This window comes from Pseudomonas sp. MWU12-2029 (assembly GCF_023242425.1).
Classification (GTDB): Bacteria; Pseudomonadota; Gammaproteobacteria; order Pseudomonadales; family Pseudomonadaceae; genus Aquipseudomonas; species Aquipseudomonas kribbensis.
This window is the reverse complement of the sequence record NZ_JALJDY010000002.1, coordinates 524,139-539,953: the sequence shown is the minus strand read 5'-3', so window position 1 is coordinate 539,953 and position 15,815 is coordinate 524,139. Positions and strand designations below refer to the sequence as shown.

Here is a 15,815-nt window from a genome sequence, read left to right as displayed (position 1 = left end):
AGACACGACGCAGGAGAGCTCCCCCATGCGCAACGAATCAATCCGCTATCTGATTGTGCCGGGCTGGCAAGGATCGCCAGAAGATCATTGGCAAAGCCACTGGCAGAACAGCCTGCCGAACAGCGCGCGGGTGGAGCAGGCCGACTGGCTGACGCCGCGTCGTGAAGACTGGGTTGCGGCGCTGGCCGAGGCGATTGCCGCCGACAGCACGCCGGTAATCCTGATCGCCCACAGCCTGGGTTGCATCACTGTGGCGCACTGGGCGGCTACCGCGCCGCTGCAGCATTTGCGTCAGGTACGCGGTGCGCTGCTGGTCGCGCCGGCGGATGTGGAGCGTCCGGCCTGCGTGCCGGCACTGCGCAACTTTGCACCGATTCCGACTGATCTGTTGCCGTTCCCGAGTCAGGTCGTCAGTTCCGACAACGACGCCGCCGTCAGCGCGCCGCGTGCGCTGGAACTGGCGCGCAACTGGGGTGCCGAGGCGGGGATTCTCGCGGGCGCCGGCCATATCAATGTGAAGTCCGGGCATCAACGCTGGGAGCAGGGATTCGCTTATCTGTATCGCCTGCAAAACCGCATGGAACACCACGCCCGGCGTCGTGCCTGACCACTTTTATTTTTTCAGCGCCCCCGTCTCCCGGCGATTTGGGGCGGGAGTCTGCCATGAGTTTCGAAACCTTCGGTCAGCCGTTGCTGACCTTTCCCGATGCGGAAAAAAGTCCCCTGAGCATTCGCGCCAAGGCGCTGGTGTTCGTCGATCCACGCTCGCGCCAGTTGCGCGAGGAAATGGCCCGGCTCGCACCGCGCTCGATTTCGGTGTTGATTCGCGGCGAGACCGGCACCGGCAAGGAATTGCTCGCCCGCCATATCCACCGCGCCAGTGATCGCAGCGGCTTGTTCGTCTCGGTCAACTGCGGCGCGATCAGCCCGACCTACGCTGATGCCGAATTGTTCGGCTACGCCGCCGGCAGCTACAGCGGTTCGGCCAGCAGCCGTGCTGGCTGGTTCGGTTCGGCCAATGGCGGCACCTTGTATCTGGATGAAATCGGCGACCTGCCGCTGCCGATCCAGATCAAATTGCTTTCCGCCCTGGAAAACCACGAAGTCACCCGCGTCGGTGCGCATCAGCCGAGCCCGGTGGATGTGCGCCTGGTGGCGGCGACCAGCATCGATCTGGCGCAAGCAGTGGCGGCGGGGAAATTCCACGAGCGGCTTTATCACTATCTCAGCGAAGGGCATCTGGAACTGCCGGCGTTGCGGGCGCGAGTCGGTGACATTCTGTCGCTGGCCGAGTACTTCCTCGGCATCTACAGCCAACGCCTGGATCTGCCCGTGCCGCTGATCAGCGAAGCGGCGCAGGAGGTGCTGGAGCAGCACAGTTGGCCGGGCAACACCCGGGAGCTGGAAAACGTCATTCACTTTGCGCTGCTGGTGAGCACTGGCGATGAAATCCTGCCGGAGCACCTGAATCTGCCCGAGGTGTCTGGGTCGCTGGTTCAGATCGAACGTCAGGTGGCGAGCATCACTGCCAAAGGGACAGCCGGGGAACGTAAGGCATTGAAAGAATTACTGTTGAGCCTGAGCGAGGCGTTGTAACCATTTTGTTCAACATGAACAAAATGGAATATGAAGCTGAATAAACGTTATTGTCCGGGAATAAAAAATCCCGGTATTGTCCGACTCACGCCAGCAGTAGCACATCGCTGGCACACGTATTAATGCCGTCGTCGATGACGACCGTGATTTTCGACTAAGGACACTGCATGAAAAAGGTTCTGTTGTTTACCGCATTGGCGGCTGCTCTGACTGCTTCCCTGGCCCAGGCCGGCGAAAAACTGGTGGTCGCCGCGACCCCGGTTCCACACGCCGAGATCCTCGAGCTGATCAAGCCGACTCTCGCCAAAGAAGGCGTGGATCTGGAAATCAAGGTCTTCACCGACTACGTGCAGCCGAACGTGCAGGTGGGCGAGAAGCGTCTGGACGCCAACTACTTCCAGACCCTGCCGTACCTGAACAGCTTCAACCAGGGCAAATACAAGGACGACAAGGCCAAGTACCTGGTGACCGTACAAGGCGTTCACGTTGAACCGTTCGGTGGCTACTCGAGCAAGTACAAGACCCTGGCTGAACTGCCGGACGGCGCCACCATCGCCATTCCGAACGAAGGCAGCAACAGTGGTCGTGCACTGATCCTGCTGCAGAAGGCTGGCCTGATCGAACTGAAAGATCCTAAAAACGCCCTGGCCACGCCAAAAGACATCGCCAAGAACCCGCACAACTTCAAGTTCAAGGAACTGGAATCGGCCCTGCTGCCGCGTGTTCTGAAAGAAGTCGACCTGGACATGATCAACACCAACTACGCGCTGGAAGCCAAGTTGAACCCGACCAAGGACGCTCTGGTGATCGAAGGTGCCGATTCGCCTTACGTGAACTTCCTGGTCGCCCGTGAAGACAACAAGAACAGCGACGCCATCAAGAAACTGGCCGCTGCCCTGACCAGCCCTGAAGTCAAAGCGTTCATCGAGAAGAAGTACAACGGCGCGGTATTGCCGGCGTTCTGATCTGACGCAGCAACACAACCCCTTCAGGTATGAAAACGCCGATGGCCAGTGATGGTCATCGGCGTTTTTGTGTGTGCAGGTGAGGGTGTCTTTAAGCTCAGGCTATCCCGGTCTTCAACGCCCGGCGCAACGCCACCAACAATTTCACGATTTCCTGCGGATCCAGTCGCTGCGGCACTTTTACGTCCATGTTCTCTTCCTTGTTATGGGTTCGGCCGGGGGAGTCTGGCCAAAAGCTGTTCGTCCTTGGAGGGCTTTTATGCAAAAAAGATCCGTCCTACAGCGCTGGGGACAATAGCCTTCCTCCTTCTTCCCGGCAAACCCGTCGATTAGTTTTTTGCGTGATATCAATATGCTTTAACGGTATTTAAATTCTTCTTTTTATACCTTTAAAGTCGGTGCCTGCAGGACAGCTACCCGCTGTCCATGGACTGCACCACCGTCGCTTACCGAGCGGCGTCAGGATGTTTCATGACCTTCGATTACGCATTTATCCTCAGCACGTTGCCGGCGTTTCTCAAAGCCGTGGGCGTGACGCTGCAGGTCGGTTTGATCGCCATTGGCACCTCGCTGCTGGTGGCGTTGCTGAACGCGACGATTCTGGTGTTCCGCACGCCTTACCTGCAAAAACTGGTCGGGCTGTATGTGGAGCTGGCGCGCAACACGCCGCTGCTGATCCAGCTGTTCTTCGTCTACTTTGCGCTGCCGGCCCTGGGGATCAAGGTCTCCGGCTTCACCGCCGCGATCATCACCATGACGTTTCTCGGCGGCGCCTACCTCACCGAAGTGCTGCGTGCCGGTGTGGATGCGGTGCCCCAGGCGCAACTGGAATCGGGTCGCTCCATCGGCTTGTCCCATGGCCAGTTGCTGCGCTACGTGATCCTGCCGCAAGCGGGGATACTCAGCCTGCCGTCGCTGTTCGCCAATTTCATTTTCCTGCTCAAGGAGACCACCGTGGTCTCGGCCGTGGCGGTGCCGGAGATTCTCTACACCACCAAGAGCTACATCGCGCTCTACTACAAAACCTACGAAATGCTCGCCGTGCTGACGCTGATCTGCGTGCTGTTGTTCCTGCCGCTGTCGCTGCTGTTGAGCCATCTGGAAAGGAGGCTCCAGCATGGCCAGTTCGGGTCTTGAACTGCTCTGGGTGTCGTTGCCGCAACTGGCCAAAGGCGCCGGGCAAACCCTGTCGATCTCGTTCCTGAGCATTGCCATCAGTACCGTCGGCGGCGTGCTCTACGGTGTGCTGCGCACGCTCAACGTGACGTGGCTGAACGCGGTGCTGCGGATCTATCTGGAACTGTTCCGGGCGATTCCGGTGCTGGTCTGGTTGTACCTGCTGTTTTTCGGCCTGCCGATTTTCTTTGGTCTGAGCCTGCCGAGCTTCTGGTGCGCGGTACTGGTGCTGTCGTTGTGGGGTGCCAGCGAGGTTGGCGAAGTGGCGCGCGGTGCGTTGCATTCATTGCCGCGCGGGCAGCGTGAGGCGGGGCTGTCGATCGGCCTGAATGCGGCGCAGCTCTACGGCTATGTGCTGTTGCCCCAGGCGCTGAAACGCATGACGCCACCGACCATCAACGTCTACATGCGGATCATCAAGACCAGTTCGCTGGCGGTGCTGATCGGCGTGGTGGACGTGATCAAGGTCGGTCAGCAGATCATCGAGCGCACCTACGAATCGGTGCTGATCTACGGCGCGCTGTTCCTGTTTTTCTTTTTCATCTGCTACCCGCTGTCGGCCGCCTCGCGCGTGCTGGAGCGGCGCTGGACGCAAGCATGAGCGCATTGATCGAGTTTCAGGGTTTCAACAAATTCTTCGGCGAACAGCAGGTGCTCAAGGGCATCGACCTGCAAGTTAAGTCCGGCGAAGTCATCGTCATCCTCGGCCCCAGCGGCTGCGGAAAAAGCACCCTGCTGCGTTGCCTCAACGGTCTGGAAGTTGCCCACGGCGGCAGTCTGAAATTCGCCGGCCGCGAGCTGCTGGACAAGGCCACCGACTGGCGTGAAGTGCGTCAGCAGATCGGCATGGTGTTCCAGAGTTATCACCTGTTCCCGCACATGAGCGTGCTCGACAACTTGCTGCTTGGCCCGCTGAAAGTGCAGAAGCGCGAACGCCGCGAAGCACAGCGACAAGCCGAAGCGTTGCTCGAACGGGTGGGCCTGCTGGAGAAACGCGATGCCTTCCCGCGCCAGCTCTCCGGCGGCCAGCAGCAACGCATCGCCATCGTCCGCTCGTTGTGCATGAACCCGCGAGTGATGCTCTTCGACGAAGTCACCGCAGCCCTCGACCCGGAGATGGTCAAGGAAGTGCTGCAAGTGATTCAGGGCCTGGCCCGCGAAGGCATGACCCTGTTGATCGTCACCCACGAAATGGCCTTTGCCCGCGCGGTGGCCGACCGCATTGTGTTCATGGATGCCGGGCGCATCCTCGAACAGAACCCGCCCGAGCTTTTCTTTACGAACCCGCAAACCGCACGCGCGCAGCAGTTCCTGGAGAAGTTCTCCTACGTTGAAGCACTGCCCACAACGACTCAAACCAAGGAACCGGAACTGCCATGAAAACTGCCAAAGCCCTATTTGCATTACCACTGATCAGCCTCGCGTTGCTGGTCGGCTGCAACAAGTCCGAAGAGCCGGCCAAGCCGAAAGTCGCCAGCGAAAGCACTGCGCCGGCGGGTTACCTGGACAAGATCAAGGCCCGCGACAAACTGATCGTCGGCGTGTTCACCGACAAACCGCCGTTCGGTTTCGTCAATGAAGCAGGGCGCTATGTCGGCTTCGATACCGACATCGGCCGTCAATTCGCCAAGGATCTGCTGGGCGACGAAAACAAGGTCGAGTTCGTGGCAGTGGAGCCGGCGAGCCGCATTCCGTTCCTGCAAAGCGACAAGGTCGACCTGATCCTCGCCAACATGACCGTGACCCCGGAGCGCAAGGAAGCAGTGGAATTCACCAACCCGAACCTGAAAGTCGCGGTGCAGGCGTTGGTGGCTCAGGGCAGCGAAGTGAAGAAACTGGATGACCTGGCGACCCGCACCACCATCGTCACCACCGGCACCACGGCCGATATCTGGCTGACCAAGAATCACCCGGACTGGAAACTGCTGAAGTTCGAGAAAAACTCCGAGTCCCTGCAAGCCCTGGCCAACGGCCGTGGCGATGCTTACGCGCAGGACAATCTGGTGCTGTTCAGCTGGGCCAAGCAGAACCCGGGCTACCGCGTGCTGGATGAAAAACTCGGTGCCGAAGCCCCGATTGCACCGGCGGTGAAGAAGGGCAACATCGAATTGCGCGATTGGGTGAATGCGGAGTTGGCCAAGCTTGGAGAAGAGAAATACCTGCTCAAGCTGTATGACCAATATGTGCGTAAAGAACTGAGTGATGACACCAAGCCTGAGAGTGTGATTGTCGAAGGCGGGAAGTGGCAGGGCTAATCCGGCCAATTCCACGCCGGCTCATCCAGCACCCTCTGCCCGACAACGCCTGTCTGGCCGAGGGTTTTTTCCAGCACGATGCAATTGCATTCCTCATCTTCCTGCAACGCCGAAATCAATCGCCGTGCATGTGAAACCACCCACACCTGACACTCCTGCGATGCACGAATGATCAACCGCGCCAGCGCCGGCAACAGGTCCGGATGCAGACTGGTTTCCGGTTCGTTCAGCACCATCAGCGAAGGCGGGCGCGGCGTCAGCAGCGCGGCGACCAACAGCAGATAACGCAACGTGCCGTCCGACAATTCCGCTGCCGACAGCGGTCGCAACAACCCTTCCTGAAAGAACTCGATGGCAAAGCGTCCGCCCGCCAGCGGCGCGATGTTCAGCCGTGCGCCGGGAAACGCGTCGCTGATCGCCGCCTGCAAAGCCTCGGGGTCACCGATCTCGATGATGGTACGCAATGCCGCCGCCAGATCGCGGCCGTCGTGATGCAGCACCGGTGTGCGTGTGCCCAGTTGTGGCTGGCGCACCGGGGCGTCGGCGTCGCTGCGAAAGTGATCGTAGAAGCGCCAACGGCGGATGAACTCGCGCATCTGAAACACTTCCGGCGAGGTACGCAGGCTGCCGACCTGATCGAACAGGCTGTCGAAATTCGGCGTGTGCTGCGCCAGCACATCCCAACTGCGGCCGTCGCGGCTGCGGATCATCGGTCCATTGCGGTCCACCAGCAGACTGGCCGGACGATACAGCGGCCCGGCCCAGATGCATTCCTTTTTGATTTCCGGGTCGAGGGAAAAGAACGAAAGGCTCGGTTCGGGCAAGCCCAGCGCAATCGAATAGCTGAAATCTTCACCGGCAAAACCCAGCCTCAGACGTTTCACGCCCTGGCGTACCGTGGACTGGATCGGCACCTCACCGTTGCGCATGCGCCGGCTGATGGTTTCCGGCCCGGCCCAGAACGTCGATTCCAGCCCGCCTTCGCGAGCCAGTGCATTGACCACGCCGCCCTGAGCGGTCTCCGCCAGCAGCCGCAGCGCCCGGTAAAGGTTGGATTTACCGCTGCCGTTGGGGCCGGTGATCAGGTTCAGCCGACCCAGCGGAATCACCAATTTATTGATCGAGCGGTAATTGGCCACCGCGAGGGTCTTGAGCATGAAAATCCTTCCTGGGTGCTCCGGAATCCGGGTCAGGATACCTGCTGCACATAAATGCATATATCGCCCGGACGAAGGTTGAACCCTGTTCTAAGCTCACAGTCGTATCGTCACTTGCACGTTCGTACACAGGAAGGAGTCTGCATGGCGAGTCCCGGATTGAAAACAGCCGCCCTGTTGGGCCTGCTCGCTTTGCTCGCCGCCTGCGGTGAAAAAAAGGCGCCCCAGGAGTATCTGCCGCGAGTTTTCGTGCAAGTGGTCAAGCCCGCGGATTTCGCGGCATCCGTGACCCTTACCGGTGACGTTCAGGCCAGGGTGCAGACCGAATTGTCGTTCCGGGTCGGCGGCAAGATCATCCAGCGCATGGTCGATGTCGGTGACCGTGTCTCGGCCAAACAAGTGCTGGCCAAACTCGATCCCAAGGATTTGCAGACCAACGTTGACTCCGCCCAGGCCCAGGTGCTGGCCGAGCAGGCGCGGGTCAAACAGAGCGCTGCCGCGTTCGTCCGCCAGCAGAAACTGTTGCCCAAGGGCTACACCAGCCAGAGCGAATACGATTCCGCGCAAGCGGCATTGCGCAGCAGCCAGAGTGCGTTGAGCGCGGCTCAGGCGCAGTTGGCCAATGCCAAGGATCAACTGAGTTACACCGCGCTGATCGCCGATGCGCCGGGCATCATCACCCAGCGTCAGGCCGAGGTCGGTCAGGTGGTGCAGGCCACGGCGCCGATCTTCAGCCTGGCCCGGGACGGCGACCGCGACGCGGTGTTCAACGTGTACGAATCCCTGCTGGCCGAGCGTCCGGCCGAGCGTTCGATTGTCGTCAGCCTGCTCGACAACCCCGCCATCAAGACCACCGGCACCGTGCGCGAAATCACCCCGGCGGTGTCGGCGCAGTCCGGCACGGTGCAGGTCAAGGTCACCCTCGACAGCCTGCCTCAGGGCATGCAGCTCGGTTCGGTGGTCAGCGCCACCGCCAAGGGCAGCGGTAAATCGGCGGTGGAGCTGCCTTGGTCGGCGCTGACCAAGAACATCAGCGAACCGGCGGTGTGGATGGTGGACGACAAGGGTGAGGCGCAACTGCACAACGTCACTGTCGGCCGTTACCTGACCGGCCACGTGATCATCAGCGAAGGGCTCAAGGGCGGCGAAAAAGTCATCGTTGCCGGTGGGCAGCTGCTGCATCCGGGGATGAAAGTCGAGATCGCCGAGAACACCTACAAGGAACTGCAACCGGGAGCACAGCCATGAAGTCTTTGTGGGTGACGTCTGTCGGGCTGCTGCTGGTTGCCTGTTCCAAGAGCGAGCCACCGCCCGAACCGGTGCGGCCGGTGTTGTCGATCAAGGTACAAGCGCTGAACGAGGAAACCCTCGGTCGTTTCGCCGGCAGCATTCAGGCGCGTTACGAGAGCAACACCGGTTTCCGCGTCGGCGGCCGGATTGCCAGCCGTAACGTCGACGTGGGGGCCGAGGTGGAGAAGGGCACCTTGCTCGCCACCCTAGACCCTTCCGACCAGCAGAACCAGTTGCGCTCGGCCCAGGGCGATCTGGCGAAAGTCGAGGCGCAACTGATCAACGCCCAGGCCAATGCCCGGCGTCAGCAGGCGCTGTTTGATCGTGGGGTCGGCGCCCAGGCGCAACTGGACATCGCCACCACCGATCTGAAAACCACCCAGGCATCCCTCGACCAGGCGCGGGCGGCGGTCAACCAGAGCAAGGATCAGCTCGGCTATACCGAACTGCGCTCCGACCACAAAGCCGTGGTCACGGCGTGGAACGCCGAAGCAGGGCAAGTGGTGACGGCCGGCCAGCAAGTGGTGACGCTGGCGCAGCCGGATATCAAGGAAGCGGTGATCGATCTGCCGGACACGCTGGTCGATCAGATTCCCAGTGACGTGGTGTTTCTGGTGGCCGCACAACTCGATCCGAGTATCAACACCACCGCCGTCATCCGTGAAATCGAACCTCAGGCACAAAGCGCCACCCGTACCCGCCGCGCTCGCTTGACCCTGGCCAGCACGCCACCGGGCTTCCGCCTTGGCACTGCAATCAGCGTGACCCTCAGTTCGGCGATCAAGCCGCGAATCGAATTGCCAGCGACAGCCTTGCAGGAGGCCGACGGCAAAACCCGGATCTGGGTGATCGACCCGCAAAGCAAAACCGTTGCCCCGCGCGACGTCAGCGTGACCAGCCGCACCGACAGCACCGTGGTGCTGGCCGGCGGGGTCAAGTCCGGCGAGCGTGTGGTCAGCGCCGGCGTCAACAGCCTCAAACCCGGACAAGCCGTGAAACTCGACGAGGACAGTCAATGAAAGGGTCTTTCAATCTCTCCGAATGGGCCCTCAAGCATCAGTCGTTCGTCTGGTACCTGATGTTCGTCGGGCTGCTGATGGGGGTGTTCTCGTACTTCAATCTGGGGCGCGAGGAAGACCCGTCGTTCACCATCAAGACCATGGTGATCCAGACCAAATGGCCGGGCGCGACCCAGGAGGAAACGCTCAAACAGGTCACCGACCGCATCGAGAAAAAACTCGAAGAGCTCGACTCCCTCGACTACGTGAAAAGCTACACCCGCCCCGGAGAATCCACGGTCTACGTCTACCTGCGCGACACCACCAGCGCCAAGGACATCCCGGAGATCTGGTACCAGGTGCGCAAGAAGATCGACGACATTCGCGGCCAGTTTCCCCAAGGGATTCAAGGGCCGGGATTCAACGATGAGTTTGGTGATGTGTTCGGCTCGGTCTACGCGTTCACCGCCGACGGCCTGACGATGCGGCAACTGCGCGATTATGTGGAACAGGCGCGCGCCGAGATTCGTAATGTGCCCGGGCTGGGCAAGATCGAGATGGTCGGCCAGCAGGATGAAGTGATCTATCTGAACTTCTCCACCCGCAAACTGGCGGCGCTGGGCATCGATCAACGGCAAGTGGTGCAGAGCCTGCAATCGCAGAACGCCGTGACCCCGGCGGGTGTGATCGAGGCCGGGCCCGAGCGGATTTCGGTGAGGACGTCCGGGCAGTTCGCCTCGGAAAAGGACCTGGCCGAGGTCAATCTCAAACTCAATGACCGCTTCTATCGTCTGGCCGACATCGCTGAAATCAGCCGGGGTTACGTCGATCCGGCCACCCCGGAATTCCGCTTCGACGGCAAGCCGGCCATCGGTCTGGCAATCGCCATGCAGAAGGGCGGCAACGTCCAGGCTTTCGGTAAAGCGCTGCACGCGCGCATCGATCAACTCACCGCCGACTTGCCGGTAGGCGTTGGCGTGCACACCGTTTCCGATCAGGCGGTGGTGGTGGAAGAAGCCGTCGGCGGTTTCACCAGCGCGCTGTTCGAAGCGGTGGTCATCGTGCTGGTGGTGAGCTTCATCAGCCTCGGCGTGCGGGCCGGGCTGGTGGTGGCGTGCTCGATCCCGTTGGTGCTGGCGATGGTGTTCGTGTACATGGAGTACAGCGGCATCACCATGCAGCGGATTTCCCTCGGAGCACTGATCATCGCTCTCGGGCTGCTGGTGGACGACGCGATGATCACCGTGGAAATGATGGTCACGCGGCTGGAAATGGGCGAGACCAAGGAGCAGGCGGCGACGTTCGCCTACACCTCCACGGCGTTCCCGATGCTCACCGGCACGCTGGTGACCGTGGCCGGTTTCGTGCCCATCGGACTCAACGCCAGCTCCGCCGGTGAGTACACCTACACACTGTTTGCGGTGATCGCGGTGGCGATGATCGTGTCATGGATTGTGGCGGTGTTCTTCGCGCCGGTGATTGGCGTGCACATTCTCAGCACCAACGTGAAGCCCCACGAAGCGGAGCCGGGGCGTATCGGGCGAGCGTTCAATCACGGTTTGTTGTGGTCGATGCGCAACCGCTGGTGGTGCATCGGCATCACCGTGCTGTGCTTCGTGCTCTCGGTGTTTTGCATGCGCTTTGTACAGAACCAGTTCTTCCCGTCTTCCGACCGCCCGGAAATCCTGGTCGACCTGAACCTGCCGCAAAACGCCTCGATCGATGAAACCCGCAAGGCGGTCGACAAGCTCGAAGCCACGCTCAAGGGCGACCCGGATATCGTGCGCTGGAGCACCTACATCGGTCAGGGTGCGATCCGTTTCTACCTGCCGCTGGATCAGCAACTGCAGAATCCGTACTACGCGCAACTGGTGATCGTCAGCAAAGACTTCAAGGCCCGGGAAGCCTTGAGTCAGCGCCTGCGTGATCGCCTGCGCCAGGACTTCGTCGGCATCGGCAGTTACGTTCAGGCCCTGGAAATGGGCCCGCCGGTGGGGCGTCCGATCCAGTACCGGGTCAGCGGCAAGGACATCGATCAGGTGCGCAAACACGCCATCGACCTGGCCACCGAACTGGACAAGAGCCCGCACATCGGCGAGATCATCTACGACTGGAACGAGCCCGGCAAAGTCCTGCGCATCGACATCGCCCAGGACAAGGCGCGGCAGCTCGGCCTGTCCTCGGAGGATGTGGCCAACCTGATGAACAGCATTGTCAGTGGCTCGCCGCTGACTCAGGTCGACGACGATATCTACCTGGTCAATGTGGTCGGGCGGGCGGTGGATTCCGAACGCGGTACACCGGAAACCCTGCAGAACCTGCAGATCGTCACGCCCAACGGCACGTCGATTCCGCTGCTGGCCTTCGCCACCGTGCGTTATGAACTGGAGCAGCCGCTGGTGTGGCGTCGCGACCGCTTGCCGACCATCACCATCAAGGCTTCGGTGCGCGATGAAATCCAGCCGACCGATCTGGTGAAAGTCCTCAAGCCGACCATCGATGACTTCGCCGCCAGACTGCCGGTGGGCTACAAGGTCGCCACCGGCGGTACGGTCGAAGAGAGCGGCAAGGCCCAGGGGCCGATTGCCAAGGTCTTGCCGCTGATGCTGTTCCTGATGGCGACCTTCCTGATGATCCAGCTGCACAGCGTGCAGAAGCTGTTCCTGGTGGCCAGTGTTGCGCCGCTGGGGCTGATCGGCGTGGTGCTGGCGCTGGTGCCGACCGGTACGCCGATGGGCTTCGTGGCGATCCTCGGGATTCTGGCGCTGATCGGCATCATCATCCGCAACTCGGTAATTCTCGTGACGCAGATCGAGGAGTTCGAGCACAAGGGCTACTCGCCCTGGGATGCGGTGGTGGAAGCGACCGAGCATCGACGCCGGCCGATTCTGCTGACCGCTGCGGCGGCGAGCATGGGCATGATCCCGATCGCCCGGGAAGTGTTCTGGGGGCCGATGGCCTACGCGATGATCGGCGGGATTGTGGTGGCGACATTGCTGACGCTGCTGTTCCTGCCGGCGCTGTATGTGGCCTGGTACAAGATTCGCGAGCCGAAGAAAGAGGCACAGTAAGGCGAGCGCTCATCGCCAGCCTGCTGGCGATGAGATCCGAACGAGTTACACCGTTTTGCGCCAGACACTCGCCAGCCACGGCTGCTGCTCCCGCGGCAGCCCCGCCGGCCGGTAGTAATGTTCCAGCTCGACAAACCCGGCAGCGGTTAACAGACCGCGCCAGGCTTCCAGATCGTGATACGAGCCATAACGCGGCCCGTTCCAGCCCTCACGATTGTCCCCGCGTGGATTGGAGCTGAACAGCACGCCGCCCGGTTTCAGTGTCCCGTGCAACTGCTTTAAAACCCGTGGCAACTCCTGCAACGGCACATGAAACAGCACCGCGTTGGCGAAGATCCCGTCGAAGCGCTCTGCCGGCAGATCCAGCTTCAGAAAATCCTGGCACCACACTTCACAGCCACTGTCCTCCCGGGCCATCTGCGCGAATTTTTCCGCACCATCGAGGCCGACGGCGACGTGACCCAAACGGGTGAAGGTCTGCAAATCCCGGCCCGGCCCGCAGCCGAAGTCGAGAATGGAAAACGGCGCTTCAGCCTGAATATGCCGCAGCAGGGCGTCGATGTTCTGGCTGACATCATGGTCGCGGGTGCCTTCACGAAAATCCTCGGCCACCGAGTTGTAGTGGCCGAGGGTAGTGGAGGTGATCTGTTCCAGATCGATAGGCGTCTGTTTCATGGTCGGACTGCGCTGGCAAAGGATGTTGCCGACTATACGCCATGCAATTCAGCGCTTGTTCAACCCTCGCGCCAGACGGTCGCCGCCCAGTTGAATCACCGCCACCAGCGCCACCAGCAGTACGATCACGGTCAGCATGATCTGGCTGTCAAAGCGCTGATAGCCGTAGCGATAGGCGATGTCGCCCAGACCGCCGGCACCAATCGCTCCGGCCATCGCCGATGAGTTGACCATCGTCACCAGCGTAATGGTGAACCCGCCAACGATGCCCGGCAGCGCTTCGGGCAACAACACGTGCCAGACGATATGCCAGCGCCGGCAGCCCATGGCTTGCGCGGCTTCGATCAAGCCGTGGTCGACTTCGCGCAGGCTCACTTCGGCAATCCGCGCAAAAAACGGCGTGGCCGCGATGGTCAACGGTACGACCGCCGCCCACACACCGTATGTGGTGCCGACGATCAGCCGGGTGAACGGAATCAGCGCAACCATCAGGATTAGAAACGGAATCGAGCGAAACAGATTCACGAACGCACCCAGAGCACGATTCAGCACCGGTGCTTCGTAGATGCCGCCCTTGTCGCTGGTGACCAGAATCACCGCCATGGGAATCCCGGCGAGCAACGCGATCAACGATGACACGCCGACCATCAGAAACGTGTCGATGAAACCCTGCAGCAAGCGATCAAACCACATAACCCAACACCTCCGTGCGTTGTGCCCACTGGCTGGCACGCTGACGCAGTTCCTCGGCGTTCAGCTTCGAGCCTGCCACCGCCAGCAACAGTTGCCCGAGCGCGTGGCCCTGAATCCGTTCCACGCCACCCTGGAGCAATTTCACCCGGCCACCGAGGGCGGCGAACAGCGCGGCCAGATCCGGTTCGTCCTGCTGGCTGCCGGTGAACTGCAAACGCAGCACCACGGACGCATCGGACGATGACAGTTGCGCCTGCAAACGGCTTTGCAATTCTTCGGGCAAGGCGTGTTGCAGCGGTGCGAGCAAGGTCTGGCTGACTTCGTGCTGCGGGTTGCCGAACACTTCCCAGACCGGGCCTTGTTCGACGACGCGGCCATGTTCCAGCACGACGACGCGGTCGCAGATTTCCCGGATCACCGCCATCTCGTGGGTGATCAGCACGATGGTCAGGCCCAGGCGTTTGTTGATCTCGCGCAGCAGGCCGAGGATCGACTGGGTGGTTTCCGGATCCAGCGCCGAAGTGGCTTCGTCACACAGCAGAATGTCCGGGTCGTGCACCAGTGCGCGGGCAATGCCGACGCGCTGTTTCTGCCCGCCGGACAGCTGCGCCGGATAGGCCTTGTGCTTGGCTTGCAGGCCCACCAGTTCCAGCAGTTCGCGAACCGTTTTCTCCCGCTGTTCCTTCGGGACACCGGCGACTTTCAGCGGCAGTTCGACGTTCTGCCACACCGTTTTTGCCGACATCAGGTTGAAGTGCTGGAAGATCATGCCGATCCGCCGGCGCAGGGCGACGAGGCGATCCTCGTCGTACTCGCCGATGTCCACCTGATCGATCAGCACCCGGCCCGAGGTCGGTTGTTCGAGGCGGTTGATGGTGCGGATCAGCGACGACTTGCCGGCGCCGCTGCGACCGATGATGCCGAACACTTCTCCGCGCTGGATCGCCAGGTCGATGCCTTGCAGGGCGGCGACCGGGCCTTGCTTGCCGTCGTAGGTTTTGCCGAGGCCGACGAAGCGCACATGGGCGCGGTTCAGTTCGGGATGCAGCTCGGTGCGCTGTGCAAACGCGGGTGGCTCCGGAAGATCCAGTCGCCGTTGAATGGCTGCCGTCATCCTCAGCTTTCCCAACCGGCCTGGTACAGCTTGCCGTGGGCCTTATCCAGCGCGGCGCGAACGGCCGGCGAATGCTGGTAGATGTCGACGAACTTGATCAGACGCGGGTCGGTCTTGCTCTTTGGCTGGATCACGAACTGGATCACGTATTCCTTGTGGTCGAGGCCGTCGAACAGCAGCGCTGAGCCGGCATCGAAGGTCTTCGCCAGGCGGATGTAGGCCGGGTAGCCCTGGACCAGATCGGCATCATCGTAGGCGCGTACCAGTTGCACGGCTTCGACTTGCAGGATCTTGATCTTCTTCGGGTTGGCGACGATATCGTCTTCGGTGGCCTTGTAGCCGACGCCCGGTTTCAGGGTGATCAGACCGGCCTTGGCCAGCAGTTGCAGGCCGCGTCCGCTGTTGATCGGGTCGTTGGCGATGGCGACGCTGGCGCCCTCAGGCAACTCGTCGAAGCTTTTGTATTTCTTCGAGTACAGGCCGACGTTGTTGATGATCCCCGGAGCGAACGGCACCAGGTCGAAACCGGAGGCGGCCTTGGCGTTTTCCAGGAACGGGATGTGCTGGAAGTAGTTCACGTCGATGTCGCCGGCGGCGAGGCTGACGTTCGGCGCGATCCAGTCGGTGAACTCCACCAGCTCGACTTTCAGGCCTTGTTTGGAAGCCTCTTCGACGGCCGCTTCCAGCGGGATCGCGAAGGCTGCGGTGGTGCCGATTTTCAACGGCGCATCGGCGGCGAACACCGCCGAGCTGAACAGGCCGAAGGCCAGGGCCAGTGCTTTGACTGGGTGGGACAGGAGCTTCTTGGTCATGGTGGTTTTCCAG

General features: G+C 61.2%; 15 protein-coding genes. 10 read left to right on the top strand and 5 right to left on the bottom strand.

Going from position 1 to position 15,815, the window contains the following annotated elements; genetic code table 11:
* Window positions 1-25 precede the first annotated feature (25 nt).
* From M5B44_RS07360 to M5B44_RS07330, 7 genes are all read left to right on the top strand, one after another.
* The gene (locus tag M5B44_RS07360; RefSeq protein WP_085712674.1) at window positions 26-607 is read left to right on the top strand and encodes an alpha/beta hydrolase; all 582 of its coding nucleotides are present in this window, start codon (window positions 26-28) and stop codon (window positions 605-607) included.
* Between the two features lie 56 nt (window positions 608-663).
* Window positions 664-1,596 carry a sigma 54-interacting transcriptional regulator gene (locus M5B44_RS07355; RefSeq protein WP_248738689.1) on the top strand — a complete coding sequence of 311 codons (933 nt, stop codon included), beginning with the start codon at window positions 664-666 and terminating at the stop codon, window positions 1,594-1,596.
* Window positions 1,597-1,763: 167 nt separating this feature from the next.
* Window positions 1,764-2,561, top strand: coding sequence for a MetQ/NlpA family ABC transporter substrate-binding protein (locus M5B44_RS07350; RefSeq protein ID WP_007952772.1), 798 nt, complete (start codon window positions 1,764-1,766; stop codon window positions 2,559-2,561).
* Between the two features lie 471 nt (window positions 2,562-3,032).
* The gene (locus M5B44_RS07345) at window positions 3,033-3,698 is read left to right on the top strand and encodes an amino acid ABC transporter permease (RefSeq protein WP_248738688.1); all 666 of its coding nucleotides are present in this window, start codon (window positions 3,033-3,035) and stop codon (window positions 3,696-3,698) included.
* On the top strand, window positions 3,679-4,338 hold the full coding sequence (locus M5B44_RS07340; protein WP_248738687.1) for an amino acid ABC transporter permease: 660 nt from the start codon (window positions 3,679-3,681) through the stop codon (window positions 4,336-4,338). The genes M5B44_RS07345 and M5B44_RS07340 overlap by 20 nt, the downstream gene beginning before the upstream one ends.
* Window positions 4,335-5,117 carry an amino acid ABC transporter ATP-binding protein gene (locus M5B44_RS07335; protein ID WP_248738686.1) on the top strand — a complete coding sequence of 261 codons (783 nt, stop codon included), beginning with the start codon at window positions 4,335-4,337 and terminating at the stop codon, window positions 5,115-5,117. Before M5B44_RS07340 ends, M5B44_RS07335 begins: the two co-directional genes overlap by 4 nt.
* A complete protein-coding gene (locus tag M5B44_RS07330; RefSeq protein WP_248738685.1) occupies window positions 5,114-5,992 on the top strand; it encodes a transporter substrate-binding domain-containing protein in 879 nt (292 codons plus the stop codon). The genes M5B44_RS07335 and M5B44_RS07330 overlap by 4 nt, the downstream gene beginning before the upstream one ends.
* Here M5B44_RS07330 and M5B44_RS07325 read toward each other — a convergent pair.
* The gene (locus tag M5B44_RS07325; RefSeq protein WP_248738684.1) at window positions 5,989-7,149 is read right to left on the bottom strand and encodes an AAA family ATPase; all 1,161 of its coding nucleotides are present in this window, start codon (window positions 7,147-7,149) and stop codon (window positions 5,989-5,991) included. The genes M5B44_RS07330 and M5B44_RS07325 overlap by 4 nt on opposite strands.
* 144 nt (window positions 7,150-7,293) lie before the next feature.
* Here M5B44_RS07325 and M5B44_RS07320 point away from each other — a divergent pair, with 144 nt between their 5' ends.
* From M5B44_RS07320 to M5B44_RS07310, 3 genes are read left to right on the top strand one after another with little or no spacing between them, the layout of a single operon-like run.
* Window positions 7,294-8,397 (top strand): efflux RND transporter periplasmic adaptor subunit, encoded by a 1,104-nt coding sequence (locus M5B44_RS07320; RefSeq protein WP_085712681.1) that lies wholly within the window; start codon window positions 7,294-7,296, stop codon window positions 8,395-8,397.
* A complete protein-coding gene (locus tag M5B44_RS07315) occupies window positions 8,394-9,458 on the top strand; it encodes an efflux RND transporter periplasmic adaptor subunit (RefSeq protein ID WP_248738683.1) in 1,065 nt (354 codons plus the stop codon). Before M5B44_RS07320 ends, M5B44_RS07315 begins: the two co-directional genes overlap by 4 nt.
* Entirely contained in the window at window positions 9,455-12,508 is a 3,054-nt protein-coding gene (locus M5B44_RS07310) for an efflux RND transporter permease subunit (RefSeq protein ID WP_248738682.1), read from the top strand. Before M5B44_RS07315 ends, M5B44_RS07310 begins: the two co-directional genes overlap by 4 nt.
* Before the next feature lie 45 nt (window positions 12,509-12,553).
* On the opposite strand, the gene M5B44_RS07305 is transcribed toward M5B44_RS07310, so the two are convergent.
* Genes M5B44_RS07305 through M5B44_RS07290 form a run of 4 tightly spaced genes read right to left on the bottom strand, consistent with a single transcriptional unit; the run spans window position 12,554 to window position 15,802 of the window.
* Entirely contained in the window at window positions 12,554-13,183 is a 630-nt protein-coding gene (locus tag M5B44_RS07305; protein WP_248738681.1) for a class I SAM-dependent methyltransferase, read from the bottom strand.
* A gap of 48 nt (window positions 13,184-13,231) precedes the next feature.
* On the bottom strand, window positions 13,232-13,876 hold the full coding sequence (locus M5B44_RS07300) for a methionine ABC transporter permease (RefSeq protein WP_248738680.1): 645 nt from the start codon (window positions 13,874-13,876) through the stop codon (window positions 13,232-13,234).
* Window positions 13,866-14,990 (bottom strand): methionine ABC transporter ATP-binding protein, encoded by a 1,125-nt coding sequence (locus M5B44_RS07295; RefSeq protein WP_248738679.1) that lies wholly within the window; start codon window positions 14,988-14,990, stop codon window positions 13,866-13,868. Before M5B44_RS07295 ends, M5B44_RS07300 begins: the two co-directional genes overlap by 11 nt.
* 2 nt (window positions 14,991-14,992) lie before the next feature.
* Complete coding sequence (locus M5B44_RS07290) at window positions 14,993-15,802, bottom strand: MetQ/NlpA family ABC transporter substrate-binding protein (protein WP_007952748.1); 810 nt, start codon at window positions 15,800-15,802, stop codon at window positions 14,993-14,995.
* Between the last annotated feature and the right edge of the window lie 13 nt (window positions 15,803-15,815).

What these genes read in the sequence shown, in the direction of transcription:
- M5B44_RS07360 (WP_085712674.1), top strand. Translation starts at nt 26, where the DNA reads ATGCGCAACGAATCAATCCGCTATCTGATTGTGCCGGGCTGGCAAGGA.
- M5B44_RS07355 (WP_248738689.1), top strand. Translation starts at nt 664, where the DNA reads ATGAGTTTCGAAACCTTCGGTCAGCCGTTGCTGACCTTTCCCGATGCG.
- M5B44_RS07350 (WP_007952772.1), top strand. Translation starts at nt 1,764, where the DNA reads ATGAAAAAGGTTCTGTTGTTTACCGCATTGGCGGCTGCTCTGACTGCT.
- M5B44_RS07345 (WP_248738688.1), top strand. Translation starts at nt 3,033, where the DNA reads ATGACCTTCGATTACGCATTTATCCTCAGCACGTTGCCGGCGTTTCTC.
- M5B44_RS07340 (WP_248738687.1), top strand. Translation starts at nt 3,679, where the DNA reads ATGGCCAGTTCGGGTCTTGAACTGCTCTGGGTGTCGTTGCCGCAACTG.
- M5B44_RS07335 (WP_248738686.1), top strand. Translation starts at nt 4,335, where the DNA reads ATGAGCGCATTGATCGAGTTTCAGGGTTTCAACAAATTCTTCGGCGAA.
- M5B44_RS07330 (WP_248738685.1), top strand. Translation starts at nt 5,114, where the DNA reads ATGAAAACTGCCAAAGCCCTATTTGCATTACCACTGATCAGCCTCGCG.
- M5B44_RS07325 (WP_248738684.1), bottom strand. Translation starts at nt 7,149, where the DNA reads ATGCTCAAGACCCTCGCGGTGGCCAATTACCGCTCGATCAATAAATTG.
- M5B44_RS07320 (WP_085712681.1), top strand. Translation starts at nt 7,294, where the DNA reads ATGGCGAGTCCCGGATTGAAAACAGCCGCCCTGTTGGGCCTGCTCGCT.
- M5B44_RS07315 (WP_248738683.1), top strand. Translation starts at nt 8,394, where the DNA reads ATGAAGTCTTTGTGGGTGACGTCTGTCGGGCTGCTGCTGGTTGCCTGT.
- M5B44_RS07310 (WP_248738682.1), top strand. Translation starts at nt 9,455, where the DNA reads ATGAAAGGGTCTTTCAATCTCTCCGAATGGGCCCTCAAGCATCAGTCG.
- M5B44_RS07305 (WP_248738681.1), bottom strand. Translation starts at nt 13,183, where the DNA reads ATGAAACAGACGCCTATCGATCTGGAACAGATCACCTCCACTACCCTC.
- M5B44_RS07300 (WP_248738680.1), bottom strand. Translation starts at nt 13,876, where the DNA reads ATGTGGTTTGATCGCTTGCTGCAGGGTTTCATCGACACGTTTCTGATG.
- M5B44_RS07295 (WP_248738679.1), bottom strand. Translation starts at nt 14,990, where the DNA reads ATGACGGCAGCCATTCAACGGCGACTGGATCTTCCGGAGCCACCCGCG.
- M5B44_RS07290 (WP_007952748.1), bottom strand. Translation starts at nt 15,802, where the DNA reads ATGACCAAGAAGCTCCTGTCCCACCCAGTCAAAGCACTGGCCCTGGCC.